We start from the raw sequence: 17,872 nt of genomic DNA on the forward strand, positions 1-17,872 counted from the left end.
CTCCTATTCTACAATCATCTTACCGTGCATCATATTCATGCCACAAGAGAAACCATACTCACCTGCTTCTTCAGGAGTGATTTCAACTACATATTGGTCTCCCATAGGCAGATCTGCATGCACTCCAAAGTCTGGAAAAACGATTTGATCCAAGCAAGGTGAAGGATCTTTTCGATCAAAAATAATGCGAGCTGGTTGCGATTTTTTGAGGATAATAGTTCCTGGAGTGTATCCCCCCATGACTTCCACTCGAATTTCTTGATAGCCATTTTTTTGCTGGGCTCTCTTAGCATCTTCTTGCGGTTTTTTGAAAAACCAAAAGAGGATAAAAGCAATCATTCCTAAAACAACAATAGATACAAATAGATTTAACATAGCGTCTCCTTTACATACAATTACATTTTACTTCTGTTACAGCACTTGCTTTTTTCTTTGAAATCACTTCTTCCAAGCCTTCCAAGTCAGCTAGGGTAAAGTCACATTCTTCAATCAAATCAGCTAGCAAGAGCTTTATTCTGCGAGAACAAAGCTTGTCTTTGATATCCTGAACCATTAAACCTCTACTGTCGTCTAGAGTTAAAAGGGCCGAATAGACAAAGGACTTGCCCTGCTTTTCTCGAGTCAAACATTCTTTCTCCACCAAACGTGCCAAGAGTGTCTGGATCGTGGATTTGGACCAACTGAACCTTTTCTCTAATACCTTTATGAGATCAGTACTAGTCTGTTTCCCTTGCATCCAGATAATTTTCATGACCTGCCATTCTGCATCCGAAATCTGCATCAGCACACCTCCAAAATCTACATTTGTCAATTATAAATACAAGTATACTCTTAAAATCTACATTTGTCAACTAAATTTCCTAAAAATTTTAAAATTTCTCTTTCCAATAGATTTTGTCTATCATTGTGATAAAAAATACATATTATTCAAAGGAGATTTTTAAAGCTACAATTTTTTTCATTTCTAGATGAATAAATTTTAATATTTTTTGATACTATTTAACTTCCTACTACTAAGATAGTATAATCATTATTTGTATTCAATTATCATTAAAATAATACTCTTTTTAAAATAAAAATAGCATAAAAATCTAGTTATCCGCATAAAAACTGGACTTATCACACTTTATCAAGGTCAAAACCACTCAATTTACTACTAATTTACTACTTATGAATGAGCTTTGATACGACGATTTATCCTTGAAAAGTGAAGATATAAAGATACTTCCAATAAAATTTGAATATTTAATAGGTAGACACTTCAAAAAATGAGGTGTCTATTTTTTTACCCGATTTTGAAAGGAAGTGAACTTATGAAAACAAAAAATCAAGAATCAAAAGGTCGTTCCCCACTCTTTAAGACCATCAAACATTCATTCAGCCAATAAAAAAGAAAGGATAGGTAAAAATATGGAACTTAAATTTGTGATTCCCAACATGGAAAAAACATTCGGCAATTTAGAATTTGCTGGCGAGGATAAAGTCGTTCAGCGAAGAATCAACGGACGGCTAACTGTCTTATCAAGAAGCTATAATCTCTATTCTGATGTTCAAAGAGCAGATGATATTGTGGTGGTGCTTCCTGCTGAAGCTGGCGAAAAACATTTCGGCTTTGAGGAACGTGTGAAGTTAGTCAATCCACGTATTACCGCAGAGGGCTACAAAATCGGCACTCGTGGTTTTACAAATTACCTTTTACATGCTGACGACATGATAAAAGAATAAAGAAAGAGAGGAAAAATGATGAGATTAGCAAATGGCATTGTATTAGATAAAGACACGACTTTTGGAGAATTGAAATTCTCTGCTCTACGTCGTGAAGTGAGAATCCAAAATGAAGACGGGTCGGTTTCAGATGAAATCAAGGAACGTACCTATGACTTAAAATCCAAAGGACAAGGACGCATGATTCAAGTAAGTATTCCTGCCAGCGTGCCTTTGAAAGAGTTTGATTATAACGCACGGGTGGAACTTATCAATCCCATTGCGGACACCGTTGCTACTGCCACCTATCAAGGAGCAGATGTTGACTGGTATATCAAGGCAGACGATATTGTGCTGACAAAGGATTCTAGTTCATTCAAAGCTCAACCACAAGCAAAGAAAGAACCGACACAAGACAAATAGTCGCTAGGTAGAAAGGAGACTTTTTCGCATGAAACAGCGTGGTAAAAGGATTCGCCCATCTGGTAAAGATTTAGTCTTTCATTTTACGATAGCGTCACTCCTGCCTGTTTTCCTGCTGGTTGTCGGACTGTTTCATGTGAAGACAATCCAGCAGATCAACTGGCAGGATTTTAACCTATCACAAGCAGATAAGATTGACATTCCCTATTTAATTATCAGTTTCAGTGTCGCAATTCTTATCTGCTTGCTGGTAGCGTTTGTATTCAAACGGGTTCGCTATGATACGGTTAAACAACTTTACCACCGTCAAAAACTGGCAAAGATGATACTTGAAAACAAGTGGTATGAATCTGAACAGGTCAAAACAGAGGGTTTCTTTAAAGATAGTGCTGGTCGTACAAAGGAAAAGATAACCTACTTCCCTAAAATGTATTATCGACTTAAAAATGGCTTGATACAGATACGGGTGGAAATCACGCTGGGAAAATATCAAGACCAACTCTTACACTTGGAAAAGAAATTAGAGAGTGGCTTGTACTGTGAGCTGACGGATAAAGAGTTAAAGGATTCCTATGTGGAATATACTTTGCTCTATGACACCATAGCCAGTCGTATTTCTATTGATGAAGTAGAAGCTAAAGATGGTAAACTTCGCTTAATGAAAAACGTATGGTGGGAATATGATAAGCTCCCTCATATGTTGATTGCTGGTGGTACAGGTGGCGGTAAAACTTACTTTATACTGACACTGATTGAAGCCTTGCTTCATACAGATTCAAAACTGTATATTCTTGACCCGAAAAATGCTGACCTTGCGGACTTAGGTTCTGTGATGGCAAATGTCTACTATAGAAAAGAAGACTTGCTTTCTTGCATTGAAACATTCTATGAAGAAATGATGAAACGTAGTGAGGAAATGAAGCAGATGAAGAACTATAAGACTGGCAAAAATTATGCTTACTTAGGTCTCCCGGCACACTTCTTAATCTTTGATGAATACGTCGCTTTCATGGAAATGCTGGGAACAAAAGAAAACACCGCAGTTATGAATAAGCTGAAACAGATTGTCATGTTAGGTCGTCAAGCTGGCTTCTTTCTAATACTGGCTTGTCAACGTCCAGACGCAAAATATTTAGGCGACGGAATCCGTGATCAGTTTAATTTCAGAGTGGCTTTAGGTCGTATGTCTGAAATGGGCTATGGCATGATGTTTGGCAGTGACGTACAAAAGGATTTCTTCTTAAAGCGAATCAAAGGTCGTGGCTATGTTGATGTAGGAACAAGTGTCATATCAGAGTTTTATACTCCCCTTGTACCAAAAGGATATGATTTCTTGGAGGAAATTAAAAAGTTATCCAACAGCAGACAGTCCACGCAGGCGACGTGCGAAGCGGAAGTCGCAGGTGTGGACTGATCTTGCTGGCTGGTGTGGCAATAGCCACGCCAGCACTTAACCCCCCGTATCTAACAGGGGGGTACAAATCGACAGGAAACAGTCAAAAAAACATTAGAAAATCCTTTGGTTACAAGGGATTTACAAAATTTCAGCGTATGTCAAATGGGCTTTAAAAGTTGACATACGCCTTTTTGATTGGAGGGATTTTTACTGAATGAACAAACTTGGTTACAGCATTTAAAAGAAAAACGCTTGGCTTATGGACTATCTCAAAACCGTTTAGCTGTTGCGACTGGTATTACAAGGCAGTATCTAAGCGATATTGAAACAGGAAAAGTCAAGCCATCAGAGGATTTACAGCAGTCCCTTTGGGAAGCTCTGGAACGCTTCAATCCCGACGCTCCCCTTGAAATGCTGTTTGATTATGTAAGAATTCGCTTTCCGACAACAGACGTACAGCAGGTGGTCGAAAACATCTTACAACTGAAACTGTCCTATTTTCTTCATGAGGACTATGGTTTCTATTCTTATTCAGAGCATTATGCTTTAGGCGACATATTCGTCCTTTGCTCCCATGAACTGGACAAAGGAGTTCTGGTGGAATTGAAAGGTCGTGGGTGCAGACAATTTGAAAGCTATCTTCTGGCACAACAAAGAAGCTGGTATGAGTTCTTTATGGACTTTTTGGTGGCTGGCGGTGTGATGAAACGCCTTGACCTTGCCATTAACGATAAGACAGGGATTTTAAATATCCCTGTACTCACTGAAAAGTGCCAACAGGAAGAATGTATCTCCGTCTTCCGCAGTTTTAAAAGCTATCGCAGTGGCGAACTGGTACGCAAAGAGGAAAAGGAATGTATGGGAAACACCCTCTATATCGGTTCATTACAAAGTGAAGTTTATTTCTGTATCTATGAAAAGGACTACGAGCAGTACAAGAAAAATGATATTCCCATTGAAGACGCAGAAGTAAAAAACCGTTTTGAGATTCGATTGAAAAATGAGCGTGCCTATTATGCAGTCCGTGATTTACTCGTCTATGACAATCCAGAGCATACCGCCTTTAAAATTATCAATCGGTATATCCGTTTTGTAGATAAAGACGATTCCAAACCTCGTTCTGATTGGAAACTGAATGAAGAATGGGCTTGGTTTATTGGGAACAATCGTGAACGATTAAAACTAACCACAAAACCAGAGCCTTACTCCTTCCAAAGGACTCTGAACTGGCTATCTCATCAAGTTGCCCCGACCTTAAAGGTTGCGATTAAACTTGATGAAATCAACCAGACGCAGGTTGTAAAAGACATTCTCGACCATGCGAAACTGACAGACCGACACAAGCAGATTTTGAAGCAACAGTCAGTAAAAGAACAGGACGTGATAACAACAAAAAAATAACTCAAATACAAATTCATTGAATATAGAGAGGAGAACATTTTTATGAATTTTGGACAAAACCTTTATAACTGGTTTCTATCAAACGCTCAATCACTGGTGCTTTTAGCAATCGTTGTGATTGGCTTGTATCTTGGCTTCAAGCGTGAGTTTAGCAAACTGATTGGCTTTTTAATTATTGCGATTATTGCGGTTGGCTTAGTCTTCAACGCTGCTGGAGTAAAAGACATTTTACTAGAGCTATTCAATCGCATTATTGGTGCTTAAATAAAACCGTTCTTTTGTGGAATATAAGTGGTTTTCTTATGTTCCGCAAAGGAATGGTACACCAAACGAAGTGCGGTAGGGATTTTTGAATCTCTACAAAGAAAGGACGTGAATATATGGACGATATGCAAGTCTATATTGCGAATTTAGGCAAATACAATGAGGGCGAATTGGTCGGTGCGTGGTTTACCTTTCCCATTGACTTTGAGGAAGTCAAAGAGAAAATCGGCTTGAATGATGAATATGAGGAATACGCCATTCATGACTACGAGTTACCCTTTACGGTTGACGAATACACTTCCATTGGCGAACTCAATCGACTATGGGAAATGGTATCGGAATTACCCGAAGAATTACAATCGGAGCTATCTGCTCTGCTCACTCATTTTTCAAGCATTGAAGAACTAAGCGAACATCAAGAGGATATTATCATTCATTCCGATTGTGATGATATGTATGACGTGGCACGCTACTACATTGAAGAAACGGGTGCTTTAGGCGAAGTACCAGCTAGTCTTCAAAACTATATTGATTATCAAGCCTATGGTCGGGATTTAGACCTTTCAGGAACGTTTATCTCAACCAATCATGGGATTTTTGAAATCGTCTATTAAATCTGTCGGTACATTACTACTGGCAGATTTTCTATTTTACGGGGTGGCTCAATCAGCTACCCCTATTTTTTATGAAAGGATTGATTACATGAAGAAAATACGAAGCTATACCAGTATCTGGTCTGTGGAAAAGGTACTGTATTCTATCAATGATTTTAGACTTCCGTTTCCCATAACCTTTACGCAAATGACATGGTTTGTCGTGTCACTCTTTGCAGTGATGATACTTGGCAACTTGCCCCCTCTTTCCATGATAGAGGGAGCATTTCTCAAATACTTTGGGATTCCTGTGGCTTTCACATGGTTTATGTCTACAAAAACTTTTGATGGTAAAAAGCCTTATGGATTTTTGAAGTCTATCATTGCTTATGCACTGCGACCAAAGCTGACCTATGCAGGAAAAAAAGTAACGCTTGGCAGAAACCAGCCACAAGAAGCCATTACAGCAGTTAGGAGTGAATTTTATGGCATATCCAATTAAATACATTGAAAACAATCTCGTCTGGAATAAAGACGGGGAATGTTATGCTTACTATGAGCTTGTTCCTTACAATTACTCATTTCTAAGTCCAGAACAGAAAATACAAGTGCATGATTCTTTCAGACAGCTTATCGCACAAAATCGTGATGGCAAAATTCATGCTTTACAAATCAGTACAGAATCCAGCATACGTTCTGCACAAGAGCGTTCCAAAAATGAAGTCACTGGCAAGCTCAAAGCGGTTGCCTATGACAAAATCGACCAACAGACAGACGCTTTAATATCCATGATTGGCGAAAATCAAGTGAACTACCGTTTCTTTATCGGCTTTAAGTTGCTTCTCAACGATCAGGAGTTTTCTATGAAAAGTCTTACCGTTGAAGCAAAAAATGCTTTGTCTGATTTTGTCTATGATGTGAACCATAAGCTGATGGGCGATTTTGTTAGTATGAGTAATGATGAAATCCTGCGTTTTCAGAAGATGGAAAAGCTCTTAGAAAATAAAATCTCTCGTCGTTTCAAAATCCGCAGGTTAGATAAGGACGACTTCGGCTATCTGATTGAACACCTTTACGGACAGACAGGCACTGCCTATGAAGAGTATGAGTACCATCTATCAAAGAAAAAGCTGGATAATGAAACGCTGATTAAATACTATGACTTGATTAAGCCTACTCGCTGTTTGGTGGAAGAAAAACAGCGATATTTGAAAATCCAGCAGGAAGATGAAACCGTCTATGTAGCTTACTTTACCATTAACAGCATTGTCGGAGAACTGGACTTCCCGTCCTCTGAAATCTTCTACTACCAGCAACAGCAATTTACATTCCCGATTGATACGTCAATGAATGTGGAAATTGTAGCGAATCGTAAAGCCCTATCTACTGTCCGCAATAAAAAGAAAGAACTGAAAGACTTGGATAACCACGCTTGGCAAAGTGATAATGAAACCAGCTCCAATGTGGCGGAAGCTCTGGAAAGTGTGAATGAGCTGGAAACCAATTTAGACCAAAGCAAGGAATCTATGTACAAGCTGTCTTATGTGGTAAGGGTATCAGCAAATGATCTTGACGAACTCAAACGTCGTTGTAATGAAGTGAAAGATTTTTATGACGATTTAAGCGTAAAACTGGTACGACCATTTGGGGATATGCTCGGCTTACATGAAGAATTTTTACCTGCCAGCAAGCGTTATATGAATGATTATATTCAATACGTGACCTCTGATTTCCTCGCTGGTTTAGGTTTTGGTGCTACTCAAATGCTGGGGGAAAATGAGGGGATTTATGTTGGCTACAGCTTAGATACTGGACGCAATGTCTATCTGAAACCTGCTCTTGCCAGTCAAGGGGTTAAGGGTTCAGTAACCAATGCGTTAGCGTCGGCTTTTGTTGGTTCGCTGGGTGGTGGTAAATCCTTTGCGAATAACCTTATCGTCTATTATGCGGTGCTTTATGGGGCACAAGCAGTGATTGTAGACCCAAAAGCAGAACGTGGCAGATGGAAAGAAACCTTGCCAGAGATTTCCCATGAAATCAATATCGTCACTCTGACTTCTGATGAGAAAAACAAAGGCTTACTTGACCCTTATGTGATTATGAAAAATCCCAAAGATTCTGAATCACTGGCTATTGATATTCTGACATTCCTTACGGGGATTTCCTCTCGTGATGGGGAACGCTTCCCAATCCTTAGAAAAGCCATTCGTGCAGTAACCAATAGTGAAGTACGAGGGTTGATGAAAGTGATTGAGGAATTACGGGTTGAGAATACGCCACTAAGTACCAGTATAGCCGACCATATCGAAAGTTTTACAGACTATGACTTTGCACATTTATTATTCAGTAATGGTTATGTGGAGCAGTCTATCAGCTTAGAAAAACAACTGAACATTATACAGGTTGCGGACTTGGTACTTCCCGACAAGGAAACTTCCTTTGAGGAATATACCACTATGGAGCTTTTATCCGTTGCTATGCTGATTGTCATTAGTACCTTTGCTTTAGACTTTATCCATACAGACCGAAGCATTTTCAAGATTGTAGATTTAGACGAAGCATGGAGCTTTTTACAGGTAGCACAAGGAAAAACACTATCTATGAAGCTGGTTCGGGCTGGTCGTGCTATGAACGCTGGGGTATATTTCGTGACCCAAAATACAGACGACCTCTTAGATGAAAAACTGAAAAATAACCTCGGCTTAAAATTTGCATTTCGTTCCACTGACCTTAACGAGATTAAAAAGACCTTAGCCTTTTTTGGTGTAGACCCAGAGGACGAAAACAATCAGAAGCGATTGCGTGATTTGGAAAACGGGCAATGCCTTATCAGTGATTTATATGGTCGTGTCGGTGTGATACAGTTCCACCCTGTATTTGAAGAACTGCTCCATGCCTTTGATACCAGACCACCTGTGCGAAAAGAGGTGTAAATGTGAAACCATCAATAGTAAACAGAATAAAATCAAACTGGACGCTGAAACGTCTAGGTAAAGTGGCAATGACAGTGGCTTTCACACTTGTGATTGCCATTTTTCTTTTAGTCATGCTGGGAACGGTGGTTCAAGCTGCGGGCTTGGTAGATGATACGGTCAATGTGGCAAATGAATACAGCCGATACCCACTTGAAAACTATCAACTGGATTTTTATGTGGATAATAGCTGGGGCTGGCTTCCGTGGAACTGGTCGGACGGGATTGGAAAACAGGTCATGTATGGACTATATGCCATTACCAATTTTATTTGGACAATCAGTTTGTATGTTTCCAATGCGACAGGTTACTTAGTACAGGAAGCCTATTCCTTAGACTTCATTTCCGCTACAGCAGATTCCATTGGTAAGAATATGCAGACCTTAGCTGGTGTGAGTGCAAACGGATTTTCAACAGAGGGTTTCTATGTTGGATTCCTCTTACTCTTGATTTTGGTTCTTGGGGTTTATGTTGCCTATACGGGACTGATAAAGAGAGAAACCACAAAGGCAATTCATGCCATTATGAATTTTGTGCTGGTGTTTATCCTATCGGCTTCCTTTATTGCCTACGCTCCCGACTACATTAAAAAAATCAATGACTTTTCATCAGACATCAGTAATGCCAGTTTATCACTTGGCACGAAGATTGTCATGCCCCATTCCGATAGTCAAGGCAAGGACAGCGTGGACTTAATCAGAGATAGCCTGTTTTCCATACAGGTTCAGCAACCGTGGCTACTGCTTCAATACAACAGTTCAGACATTGAAAGTATCGGTATTGACCGTGTGGAAAGCCTGCTCTCCACCAGCCCAGATTCCAACAATGGCGAAGACAGAGAAAAAATTGTTGCGGAAGAAATTGAAGACAGAAGCAATACCAATCTAACCATTACAAAGACCATTAACCGTTTAGGTACAGTCTTCTTCCTATTTGTCTTCAATATTGGGATTTCCATATTTGTATTCCTATTAACAGGAATCATGATTTTCTCGCAGGTACTTTTTATCATCTATGCTATGTTTCTGCCTGTGAGCTTTATTTTAAGCATGATTCCATCATTTGATGGTATGTCAAAACGAGCCATAACAAAGCTCTTTAATACCATTTTGACACGAGCTGGAATCACATTGATTATTACGACAGCATTTAGTATTTCAACCATGCTCTATACCTTATCGGCTGGTTATCCGTTCTTTTTGATTGCTTTTCTACAGATTGTGACCTTTGCAGGAATCTACTTCAAGCTGGGCGATTTAATGAGTATGTTTTCTCTACAGAGTAACGATTCTCAAAGTGTGGGAAGTCGTGTGATGAGAAAACCTCGTATGCTTATGCACGCTCACATGCACCGTCTACAGCGGAAACTTGGACGTTCCATGACTACTCTAGGGGCTGGGTCTGCCATTGTTACAGGTAAAAAAGGACAGTCGGGTTCGGGGAGTTCTGCAAGGACACAAGCAGATCACTCCCGACCAGACGGAAAGGAAAAATCAACACTTGGAAAACGTATCGGTCAAACCATCGGTACAGTAGCTGATACCAAAGACAGAATGGTAGACACTGCTAGTGGTTTGAAAGAACAGGTTAAAGATTTGCCGACCAATGCAAGATATGCAGTATATCAAGGAAAATCCAAAGTAAAAGAGAATGTCCGTGATTTAACCAGTAGTATTTCTCAAACCAAAGCGGACAGAGCCAGTGGACGCAAGGAACAGCAGGAACAAAGGCGAAAAACCATTGCGAAGCGTCGCTCTGAAATGGAACAGGTCAAACAGAAAAAACAGCCTGCTTCTTCTGTTCATGAAAGACCGACTACAAGACAAGAACAATATCATGATGAACAGACCTCAAAACAGTCTAATATTCAGACTTCATATAAGGAATCTCAACAAGCCAAACAAGAGCGTCCAGCAGTTAAGTCCGATTTTTCAAGTCCAAAAGTGGAACGCCAAGGCAATACCGTTCAAGAAAAAACCGTTCAAAAGCCAGCAACTTCAACCACTACAGCAGATAGAACTTCACAACGTCCAATCACAAAAGAACGTCCGTCTACTGTTCAAAGAGTACCACTACAAAATACAAGAAGTAGACCACCAATCAAAACCGCCACCATTAAGAAAGTCGGTAAGAAACCATGAAGTTGAAAACTTTAGTGATTGGTGGTTCTGGATTATTCTTGATGGTCTTCTCACTGCTTCTGTTTGTTGCCATTTTATTTTCAGATGAACAGGACAGCGGAATTTCCAATATTCATTATGGAGGTGTGAATGTTTCCGCAGAAGTGCTGGCTCATAAGCCTATGGTAGAAAAATATGCCAAAGAATATGGCGTTGAAGAATATGTCAACATACTTCTTGCGATTATACAGGTGGAATCGGGCGGTACTGCGGAAGATGTTATGCAGTCCTCGGAATCCCTCGGTCTTCCACCTAATTCATTGAGTACAGAAGAATCCATTAAGCAAGGTGTGAAGTATTTCAGTGAATTATTAGCCAGTAGCGAAAGGCTCAGTGTAGATTTAGAATCGGTTATCCAGTCCTACAATTATGGTGGTGGTTTCTTAGGGTATGTGGCTAATCGTGGAAATAAATATACCTTTGAACTGGCTCAAAGTTTCTCAAAAGAGTATTCAGGTGGCGAAAAAGTGTCTTACCCCAATCCCATAGCCATACCTATCAATGGGGGCTGGCGATACAACTATGGCAATATGTTTTATGTGCAACTGGTAACGCAGTATCTTGTCACAACAGAGTTTGATGATGATACGGTACAAGCCATCATGGACGAAGCACTGAAATATGAGGGCTGGCGATACGTTTACGGTGGAGCTTCCCCGACTACTTCTTTTGATTGTAGCGGACTGACACAATGGACGTATGGAAAAGCTGGAATTAACTTACCACGAACCGCACAACAGCAATATGATGTGACCCAGCATATCCCACTATCGGAAGCACAAGCTGGCGATTTGGTTTTCTTTCATTCTACCTATAACGCTGGCTCTTATATTACTCATGTTGGGATATACCTTGGCAATAACCGTATGTTTCATGCAGGCGACCCAATCGGTTATGCCGACTTAACAAGCCCCTACTGGCAACAGCATTTAGTGGGAGCAGGACGAATCAAACAATGAGAAAGGAAGATTTAATGATGAAATTTAGAAAAAATCAGAATAAAGAAAAACAGATACCAAAGGAAAAGAAACCTCGTGTCTATAAGGTCAATCCTCATAAAAAGGTTGTGATTGCCTTGTGGGTACTTTTAGGGCTTAGTTTCAGCTTTGCGATATTCAAGCACTTTACAGCTATAGATACTCATACTATTCACGAAACAACTATCATAGAAAAGGAATACGTTGATACTCATCATGTAGAAAATTTTGTAGAGAACTTTGCGAAAGTCTACTATTCATGGGAGCAATCCGATAAGTCCATTGATAATCGAATGGAAAGTCTAAAAGGCTATCTGACAGATGAACTTCAAGCTCTCAATGTTGATACAGTACGCAAAGATATTCCTGTATCGTCTTCTGTAAGAGGATTTCAGATATGGACGGTAGAGCCAACTGGCGACAATGAGTTTAATGTAACCTACAGTGTAGACCAGCTCATTACAGAGGGAGAAAATACAAAGACCGTCCACTCTGCTTATATAGTGAGTGTCTATGTAGATGGTTCTGGAAATATGGTACTGGTTAAGAATCCGACCATTACCAACATACCTAAGAAATCAAGTTATAAACCAAAAGCCATTGAAAGTGAGGGGACGGTTGATTCCATTACAACCAATGAAATCAATGAGTTTTTAACGACGTTCTTCAAGCTCTATCCTACAGCGACAGCCAGTGAACTTTCCTACTATGTGAATGACGGGATATTAAAACCAATCGGAAAAGAGTACATCTTTCAAGAACTGGTAAATCCTATTCACAATCGTAAGGATAATCAAGTCACGGTATCGCTGACAGTGGAGTATATCGACCAGCAGACCAAAGCAACGCAGGTATCTCAATTTGATTTGGTACTTGAAAAGAACGGGAGTAATTGGAAGATTATAGAATAACAAATATTGGTACATTATTACAGCTATTTTGTAATCACGTACTCTCTTTGATAAAAAATTGGAGATTCCTTTACAAATATGCTCTTACGTGCTATTATTTAAGTATCTATTTAAAAGGAGTTAATAAATATGCGGCAAGGTATTCTTAAATAAACTGTCAATTTGATAGTGGGAACAAATAATTGGATGTCCTTTTTTAGGAGGGCTTAGTTTTTTGTACCCAGTTTAAGAATACCTTTATCATGTGATTCTAAAGTATCCGGAGAATATCTGTATGCTTTGTATGCCTATGGTTATGCATAAAAATCCCAGTGATAAGAGTATTTATCACTGGGATTTTTATGCCCTTTTGGGCTTTTGAATGGAGGAAAATCACATGAAAATTATTAATATTGGAGTTTTAGCTCATGTTGATGCGGGAAAAACTACCTTAACAGAAAGCTTATTATATAACAGTGGAGCGATTACAGAATTAGGAAGCGTGGACAAAGGTACAACGAGGACGGATAATACGCTTTTAGAACGTCAGAGAGGAATTACAATTCAGACAGGAATAACCTCTTTTCAGTGGGAAAATACGAAGGTGAACATCATAGACACGCCAGGACATATGGATTTCTTAGCAGAAGTATATCGTTCATTATCAGTTTTAGATGGGGCAATTCTACTGATTTCTGCAAAAGATGGCGTACAAGCACAAACTCGTATATTATTTCATGCACTTAGGAAAATGGGGATTCCCACAATCTTTTTTATCAATAAGATTGACCAAAATGGAATTGATTTATCAACGGTTTATCAGGATATTAAAGAGAAACTTTCTGCCGAAATTGTAATCAAACAGAAGGTAGAACTGTATCCTAATATGTGTGTGACGAACTTTACCGAATCTGAACAATGGGATACGGTAATAGAGGGAAACGATGACCTTTTAGAGAAATATATGTCCGGTAAATCATTAGAAGCATTGGAACTCGAACAAGAGGAAAGCATAAGATTTCAGAATTGTTCCCTGTTCCCTGTTTATCACGGAAGTGCAAAAAACAATATAGGGATTGATAACCTTATAGAAGTGATTACGAATAAATTTTATTCATCAACACATCGAGGTCAGTCTGAACTTTGCGGAAATGTTTTCAAAATTGAATATACAAAAAAAAGACAACGTCTTGCATATATACGTCTTTATAGTGGCGTACTGCATTTGCGAGATTCGGTTAGAATATCGGAAAAGGAAAAAATAAAAATTACAGAAATGTATACTTCAATAAATGGTGAATTATGTAAAATCGATAAGGCTTATTCCGGGGAAATTGTTATTTTGCAGAATGAGTTTTTGAAGTTAAATAGTGTTCTTGGAGATACAAAGCTATTGCCACAGAGAGAGAGAATTGAAAATCCCCTCCCTCTGCTGCAAACGACTGTTGAACCGAGCAAACCTCAACAAAGGGAAATGTTGCTTGATGCCCTTTTGGAAATCTCAGATAGTGATCCGCTTCTACGATATTACGTGGATTCTACGACACATGAAATTATACTTTCTTTCTTAGGGAAAGTACAAATGGAAGTGATTAGTGCACTGTTGCAAGAAAAGTATCATGTGGAGATAGAACTAAAAGAGCCTACAGTCATTTATATGGAGAGACCGTTAAAAAATGCAGAATATACCATTCACATCGAAGTGCCGCCAAATCCTTTCTGGGCTTCCATTGGTTTATCTGTATCACCGCTTCCATTAGGGAGCGGAGTGCAGTATGAGAGCTCGGTTTCTCTTGGATACTTAAATCAATCGTTTCAAAATGCAGTTATGGAGGGGATACGCTATGGCTGTGAACAAGGATTGTATGGTTGGAATGTGACGGACTGTAAAATCTGTTTTAAGTATGGCTTATACTATAGCCCTGTTAGTACCCCAGCAGATTTTCGGATGCTTGCTCCTATTGTATTGGAACAAGTCTTAAAAAAAGCTGGAACAGAATTGTTAGAGCCATATCTTAGTTTTAAAATTTATGCGCCAAAGGAATATCTTTCACGAGCATACAACGATGCTCCTAAATATTGTGCGAACATCGTAGACACTCAATTGAAAAATAATGAGGTCATTCTTAGTGGAGAAATCCCTGCTCGGTGTATTCAAGAATATCGTAGTGATTTAACTTTCTTTACAAATGGACGTAGTGTTTGTTTAACAGAGTTAAAAGGGTACCATGTTACTACCGGTGAACCTGTTTGCCAGCCCCGTCGTCCAAATAGTCGGATAGATAAAGTACGATATATGTTCAATAAAATAACTTAGTGTATTTTATGTTGTTATATAAATATGGTTTCTTGTTAAATAAGATGAAATATTTTTTAATAAAGATTTGAATTAAAGTGTAAAGGAGGAGATAGTTATTATAAACTACAAGTGGATATTGTGTCCTGTATGTGGAAATAAAACACGATTAAAGATAAGGGAAGATACTGAATTAAAAAAATTCCCCCTCTATTGTCCGAAATGCAGACAAGAAAATTTAATTGAAATAAAGCAGTTCAAAGTAACTGTGATTACAGAGCCAGACGCAAAGACGCAGAGCCGATAAAATGAGATTAATACAATCTCATTTTATCGGCTCTTTCCGTTATGTATGGATTCTTTTAATTAGTCTTCGATGTTTCTTGCTTCGTTGATACCGCTGGCTAAAGATTCCATTAAGGATAGTTCTTTGTCTGTAAAGCTATCCATGTATTTCTCTATCTGTAATCGTCGGGTGCTTTTTACCAAGTTATTAGCAGGTAGGGGTCCCGAGCGCCTACGAGGAATTTGTATCGATAAGAAATAGATTTAAAAATTTCGCTGTTATTTTGTACATTTAACTTGACGGTGACATCTCTCTATTGTGAGTTATTAGTGGTACAGTTTTCAACCGTTTTAATTATAAAAAAGTGGTGCATTTTTAAATTGGCACAAACAGGTAACGGTTATTGCAGGTGTATTTCTTATCTATGGGTTTAACATGGATTTTATCATTAAAATCATGAGTATTGTCCGAGAGTGATTGGTCTTGCGTATGGTTAACCCTAAAGTTATGGAAATAAGACTTAGAAGCAAACTTAAGAGTGTGTTGATTGTGCATTATCTTAAAATTTTGTATAATAGGAATTGAAGTTAAATTAGATGCTAAAAATTTGTAATTAAGAAGGAGGGATTCGTCATGTTGGTATTCCAAATGCGTAATGTAGATAAAACATCTACTGTTTTGAAACAGACTAAAAACAGTGATTACGCAGATAAATAAATACGTTAGATTAATTCCTACCAGTGACTAATCTTATGACTTTTTAAACAGATAACTAAAATTACAAACAAATCGTTTAACTTCTGTATTTATTTATAGATGTAATCACTTCAGGAGTGATTACATGAACAAAAATATAAAATATTCTCAAAACTTTTTAACGAGTGAAAAAGTACTCAACCAAATAATAAAACAATTGAATTTAAAAGAAACCGATACCGTTTACGAAATTGGAACAGGTAAAGGGCATTTAACGACGAAACTGGCTAAAATAAGTAAACAGGTAACGTCTATTGAATTAGACAGTCATCTATTCAACTTATCGTCAGAAAAATTAAAACTGAATACTCGTGTCACTTTAATTCACCAAGATATTCTACAGTTTCAATTCCCTAACAAACAGAGGTATAAAATTGTTGGGAGTATTCCTTACCATTTAAGCACACAAATTATTAAAAAAGTGGTTTTTGAAAGCCGTGCGTCTGACATCTATCTGATTGTTGAAGAAGGATTCTACAAGCGTACCTTGGATATTCACCGAACACTAGGGTTGCTCTTGCACACTCAAGTCTCGATTCAGCAATTGCTTAAGCTGCCAGCGGAATGCTTTCATCCTAAACCAAAAGTAAACAGTGTCTTAATAAAACTTACCCGCCATACCACAGATGTTCCAGATAAATATTGGAAGCTATATACGTACTTTGTTTCAAAATGGGTCAATCGAGAATATCGTCAACTGTTTACTAAAAATCAGTTTCATCAAGCAATGAAACACGCCAAAGTAAACAATTTAAGTACCGTTACTTATGAGCAAGTATTGTCTATTTTTAATAGTTATCTATTATTTAACGGGAGGAAATAATTCTATGAGTCGCTTTTGTAAATTTGGAAAGTTACACGTTACTAAAGGGAATGTAGATAAATTATTAGGTATACTACTGACAGCTTCCAAGGAGCTAAAGAGGTCCCTAGCGCCTACGGGGAATTTGTATCGATAAGGAATAGATTTAAAAATTTCGCTGTTATTTTGTACAATAAGGATAAATTTGAATGGTACCATAAACGACCGTTTATGGTACCTTTTCATTTTCCTGCTTTTTCTAAATGTTTTTTAAGTAAATCAAGTACCAAAATCCGTTCCTTTTTCATAGTTCCTATATAGTTATACTTAATGAGTTATGGTACATTTAAATTATAAAATTAAGGAGGTTTTTTTATGATTTTTGGCTATGCTCGAGTGAGTACGGATGATCAAAATCTTAGTTTACAAATTGATGCACTTACTCATTATGGAATTGATAAATTATTTCAAGAAAAAGTAACTGGTGCGAAAAAAGACCGACCGCAATTAGAAGAAATGATCAACCTACTACGTGAAGGAGATTCTGTTGTCATTTACAAGTTAGATCGAATTTCACGATCAACTAAACATTTGATTGAACTTTCTGAATTATTTGAAGAACTTAGTGTCAATTTTATATCTATTCAAGATAACGTAGATACTTCAACGTCTATGGGAAGATTCTTTTTCCGAGTTATGGCTAGTTTAGCAGAACTGGAACGGGATATTATTATTGAACGAACTAACTCTGGTCTTAAGGCAGCCAGAGTCCGAGGAAAAAAAGGGGGCCGTCCAAGTAAAGGTAAGCTATCAATTGATTTAGCTTTAAAAATGTATGACAGCAAAGAGTATTCTATTCGTCAAATTCTTGATGCCTCTAAATTAAGCAAAACAACCTTTTACCGTTACCTCAATAAAAGGAATGCTTAAGA

At 38.2% G+C, this 17,872-nt stretch carries 19 protein-coding genes and 3 pseudogenes; 19 read left to right on the plus strand and 3 right to left on the minus strand.

Features of this window, described 5'->3' with window-relative positions; genetic code table 11:
- Window positions 1-3: 3 nt before the first annotated feature.
- Window positions 4-375, minus strand: coding sequence for a cupredoxin domain-containing protein (locus LG369_RS05710; RefSeq protein WP_004252344.1), 372 nt, complete (start codon window positions 373-375; stop codon window positions 4-6).
- A 10-nt stretch (window positions 376-385) separates the two neighbouring features.
- Entirely contained in the window at window positions 386-781 is a 396-nt protein-coding gene (locus LG369_RS05715) for a CopY/TcrY family copper transport repressor (protein WP_225750564.1), read from the minus strand.
- Between the two features lie 629 nt (window positions 782-1,410).
- Between LG369_RS05715 and LG369_RS05720 the strand changes: the two genes are divergently transcribed.
- The 15 genes and pseudogenes from LG369_RS05720 to LG369_RS05795 all read left to right on the plus strand — a co-directional run bounded on the left by LG369_RS05720 (window position 1,411) and on the right by LG369_RS05795 (window position 15,403).
- Entirely contained in the window at window positions 1,411-1,725 is a 315-nt protein-coding gene (locus LG369_RS05720; RefSeq protein WP_000420682.1) for a YdcP family protein, read from the plus strand.
- Window positions 1,726-1,740: 15 nt separating this feature from the next.
- Entirely contained in the window at window positions 1,741-2,127 is a 387-nt protein-coding gene (locus LG369_RS05725) for a YdcP family protein (protein WP_000985015.1), read from the plus strand.
- A 28-nt stretch (window positions 2,128-2,155) separates the two neighbouring features.
- The gene (locus LG369_RS05730) at window positions 2,156-3,541 is read left to right on the plus strand and encodes an FtsK/SpoIIIE domain-containing protein (RefSeq protein WP_000813488.1); all 1,386 of its coding nucleotides are present in this window, start codon (window positions 2,156-2,158) and stop codon (window positions 3,539-3,541) included.
- A gap of 2 nt (window positions 3,542-3,543) precedes the next feature.
- Window positions 3,544-3,696 (plus strand): hypothetical protein, encoded by a 153-nt coding sequence (locus tag LG369_RS05735; protein ID WP_000879507.1) that lies wholly within the window; start codon window positions 3,544-3,546, stop codon window positions 3,694-3,696.
- A 22-nt stretch (window positions 3,697-3,718) separates the two neighbouring features.
- Window positions 3,719-4,924, plus strand: a complete 1,206-nt coding sequence (mobT, locus tag LG369_RS05740; protein ID WP_225750565.1) for a MobT family relaxase — start codon at window positions 3,719-3,721, stop codon at window positions 4,922-4,924.
- Window positions 4,925-4,966: 42 nt separating this feature from the next.
- Window positions 4,967-5,188: a hypothetical protein gene (locus tag LG369_RS05745; RefSeq protein ID WP_001009056.1), complete on the plus strand. Its 222-nt coding sequence runs from the start codon at window positions 4,967-4,969 to the stop codon at window positions 5,186-5,188.
- Window positions 5,189-5,304: 116 nt separating this feature from the next.
- Window positions 5,305-5,802, plus strand: a complete 498-nt coding sequence (locus LG369_RS05750) for an antirestriction protein ArdA (protein WP_000342539.1) — start codon at window positions 5,305-5,307, stop codon at window positions 5,800-5,802.
- A gap of 88 nt (window positions 5,803-5,890) precedes the next feature.
- Complete coding sequence (locus LG369_RS05755) at window positions 5,891-6,283, plus strand: conjugal transfer protein (RefSeq protein WP_263973922.1); 393 nt, start codon at window positions 5,891-5,893, stop codon at window positions 6,281-6,283.
- Window positions 6,267-8,714: an ATP-binding protein gene (locus tag LG369_RS05760; protein ID WP_000331160.1), complete on the plus strand. Its 2,448-nt coding sequence runs from the start codon at window positions 6,267-6,269 to the stop codon at window positions 8,712-8,714. The genes LG369_RS05755 and LG369_RS05760 overlap by 17 nt, the downstream gene beginning before the upstream one ends.
- Window positions 8,715-8,716: 2 nt before the next feature.
- Window positions 8,717-10,894: a CD3337/EF1877 family mobilome membrane protein gene (locus tag LG369_RS05765; protein WP_225750567.1), complete on the plus strand. Its 2,178-nt coding sequence runs from the start codon at window positions 8,717-8,719 to the stop codon at window positions 10,892-10,894.
- Window positions 10,891-11,892 carry a lysozyme family protein gene (locus tag LG369_RS05770; protein WP_000769868.1) on the plus strand — a complete coding sequence of 334 codons (1,002 nt, stop codon included), beginning with the start codon at window positions 10,891-10,893 and terminating at the stop codon, window positions 11,890-11,892. The genes LG369_RS05765 and LG369_RS05770 overlap by 4 nt, the downstream gene beginning before the upstream one ends.
- Entirely contained in the window at window positions 11,889-12,821 is a 933-nt protein-coding gene (locus LG369_RS05775) for a conjugal transfer protein (protein ID WP_001224318.1), read from the plus strand. Before LG369_RS05770 ends, LG369_RS05775 begins: the two co-directional genes overlap by 4 nt.
- A 313-nt stretch (window positions 12,822-13,134) precedes the next feature.
- Window positions 13,135-13,182: pseudogene (locus tag LG369_RS08535) on the plus strand (hypothetical protein); the annotation flags it as partial.
- Window positions 13,183-13,197: 15 nt separating this feature from the next.
- Entirely contained in the window at window positions 13,198-15,117 is a 1,920-nt protein-coding gene (gene tet(M) / locus LG369_RS05790; RefSeq protein WP_225750568.1) for a tetracycline resistance ribosomal protection protein Tet(M), read from the plus strand.
- 118 nt (window positions 15,118-15,235) lie between these two features.
- Complete coding sequence (locus LG369_RS05795) at window positions 15,236-15,403, plus strand: cysteine-rich KTR domain-containing protein (protein WP_000336323.1); 168 nt, start codon at window positions 15,236-15,238, stop codon at window positions 15,401-15,403.
- Window positions 15,404-15,462: 59 nt separating this feature from the next.
- On the opposite strand, the pseudogene LG369_RS05800 reads toward LG369_RS05795, so the two are convergent.
- Window positions 15,463-15,600: pseudogene (locus LG369_RS05800) on the minus strand (XRE family transcriptional regulator); the annotation flags it as partial.
- Between the two features lie 283 nt (window positions 15,601-15,883).
- Between LG369_RS05800 and LG369_RS08525 the strand changes: the two are divergent.
- From LG369_RS08525 to LG369_RS05820, 4 genes and pseudogenes are all read left to right on the plus strand, one after another.
- Window positions 15,884-15,967 (plus strand): annotated as a pseudogene (locus LG369_RS08525) (MLS leader peptide); the annotation flags it as partial.
- 48 nt (window positions 15,968-16,015) lie between these two features.
- The gene (locus tag LG369_RS05810; protein ID WP_001814874.1) at window positions 16,016-16,099 is read left to right on the plus strand and encodes a 23S rRNA methyltransferase attenuation leader peptide; all 84 of its coding nucleotides are present in this window, start codon (window positions 16,016-16,018) and stop codon (window positions 16,097-16,099) included.
- 124 nt (window positions 16,100-16,223) lie between these two features.
- Window positions 16,224-16,961, plus strand: coding sequence for a 23S rRNA (adenine(2058)-N(6))-methyltransferase Erm(B) (gene erm(B), locus LG369_RS05815; protein ID WP_010725603.1), 738 nt, complete (start codon window positions 16,224-16,226; stop codon window positions 16,959-16,961).
- A gap of 354 nt (window positions 16,962-17,315) precedes the next feature.
- Window positions 17,316-17,870, plus strand: a complete 555-nt coding sequence (locus LG369_RS05820) for a recombinase family protein (protein ID WP_000576156.1) — start codon at window positions 17,316-17,318, stop codon at window positions 17,868-17,870.
- The last annotated feature ends 2 nt before the right edge of the window (window positions 17,871-17,872 follow it).

The organism is Streptococcus sp. Marseille-Q4154 (assembly GCF_916700545.1).
In the GTDB taxonomy this organism is placed as follows: domain Bacteria; phylum Bacillota; class Bacilli; order Lactobacillales; family Streptococcaceae; genus Streptococcus; species Streptococcus infantis_I.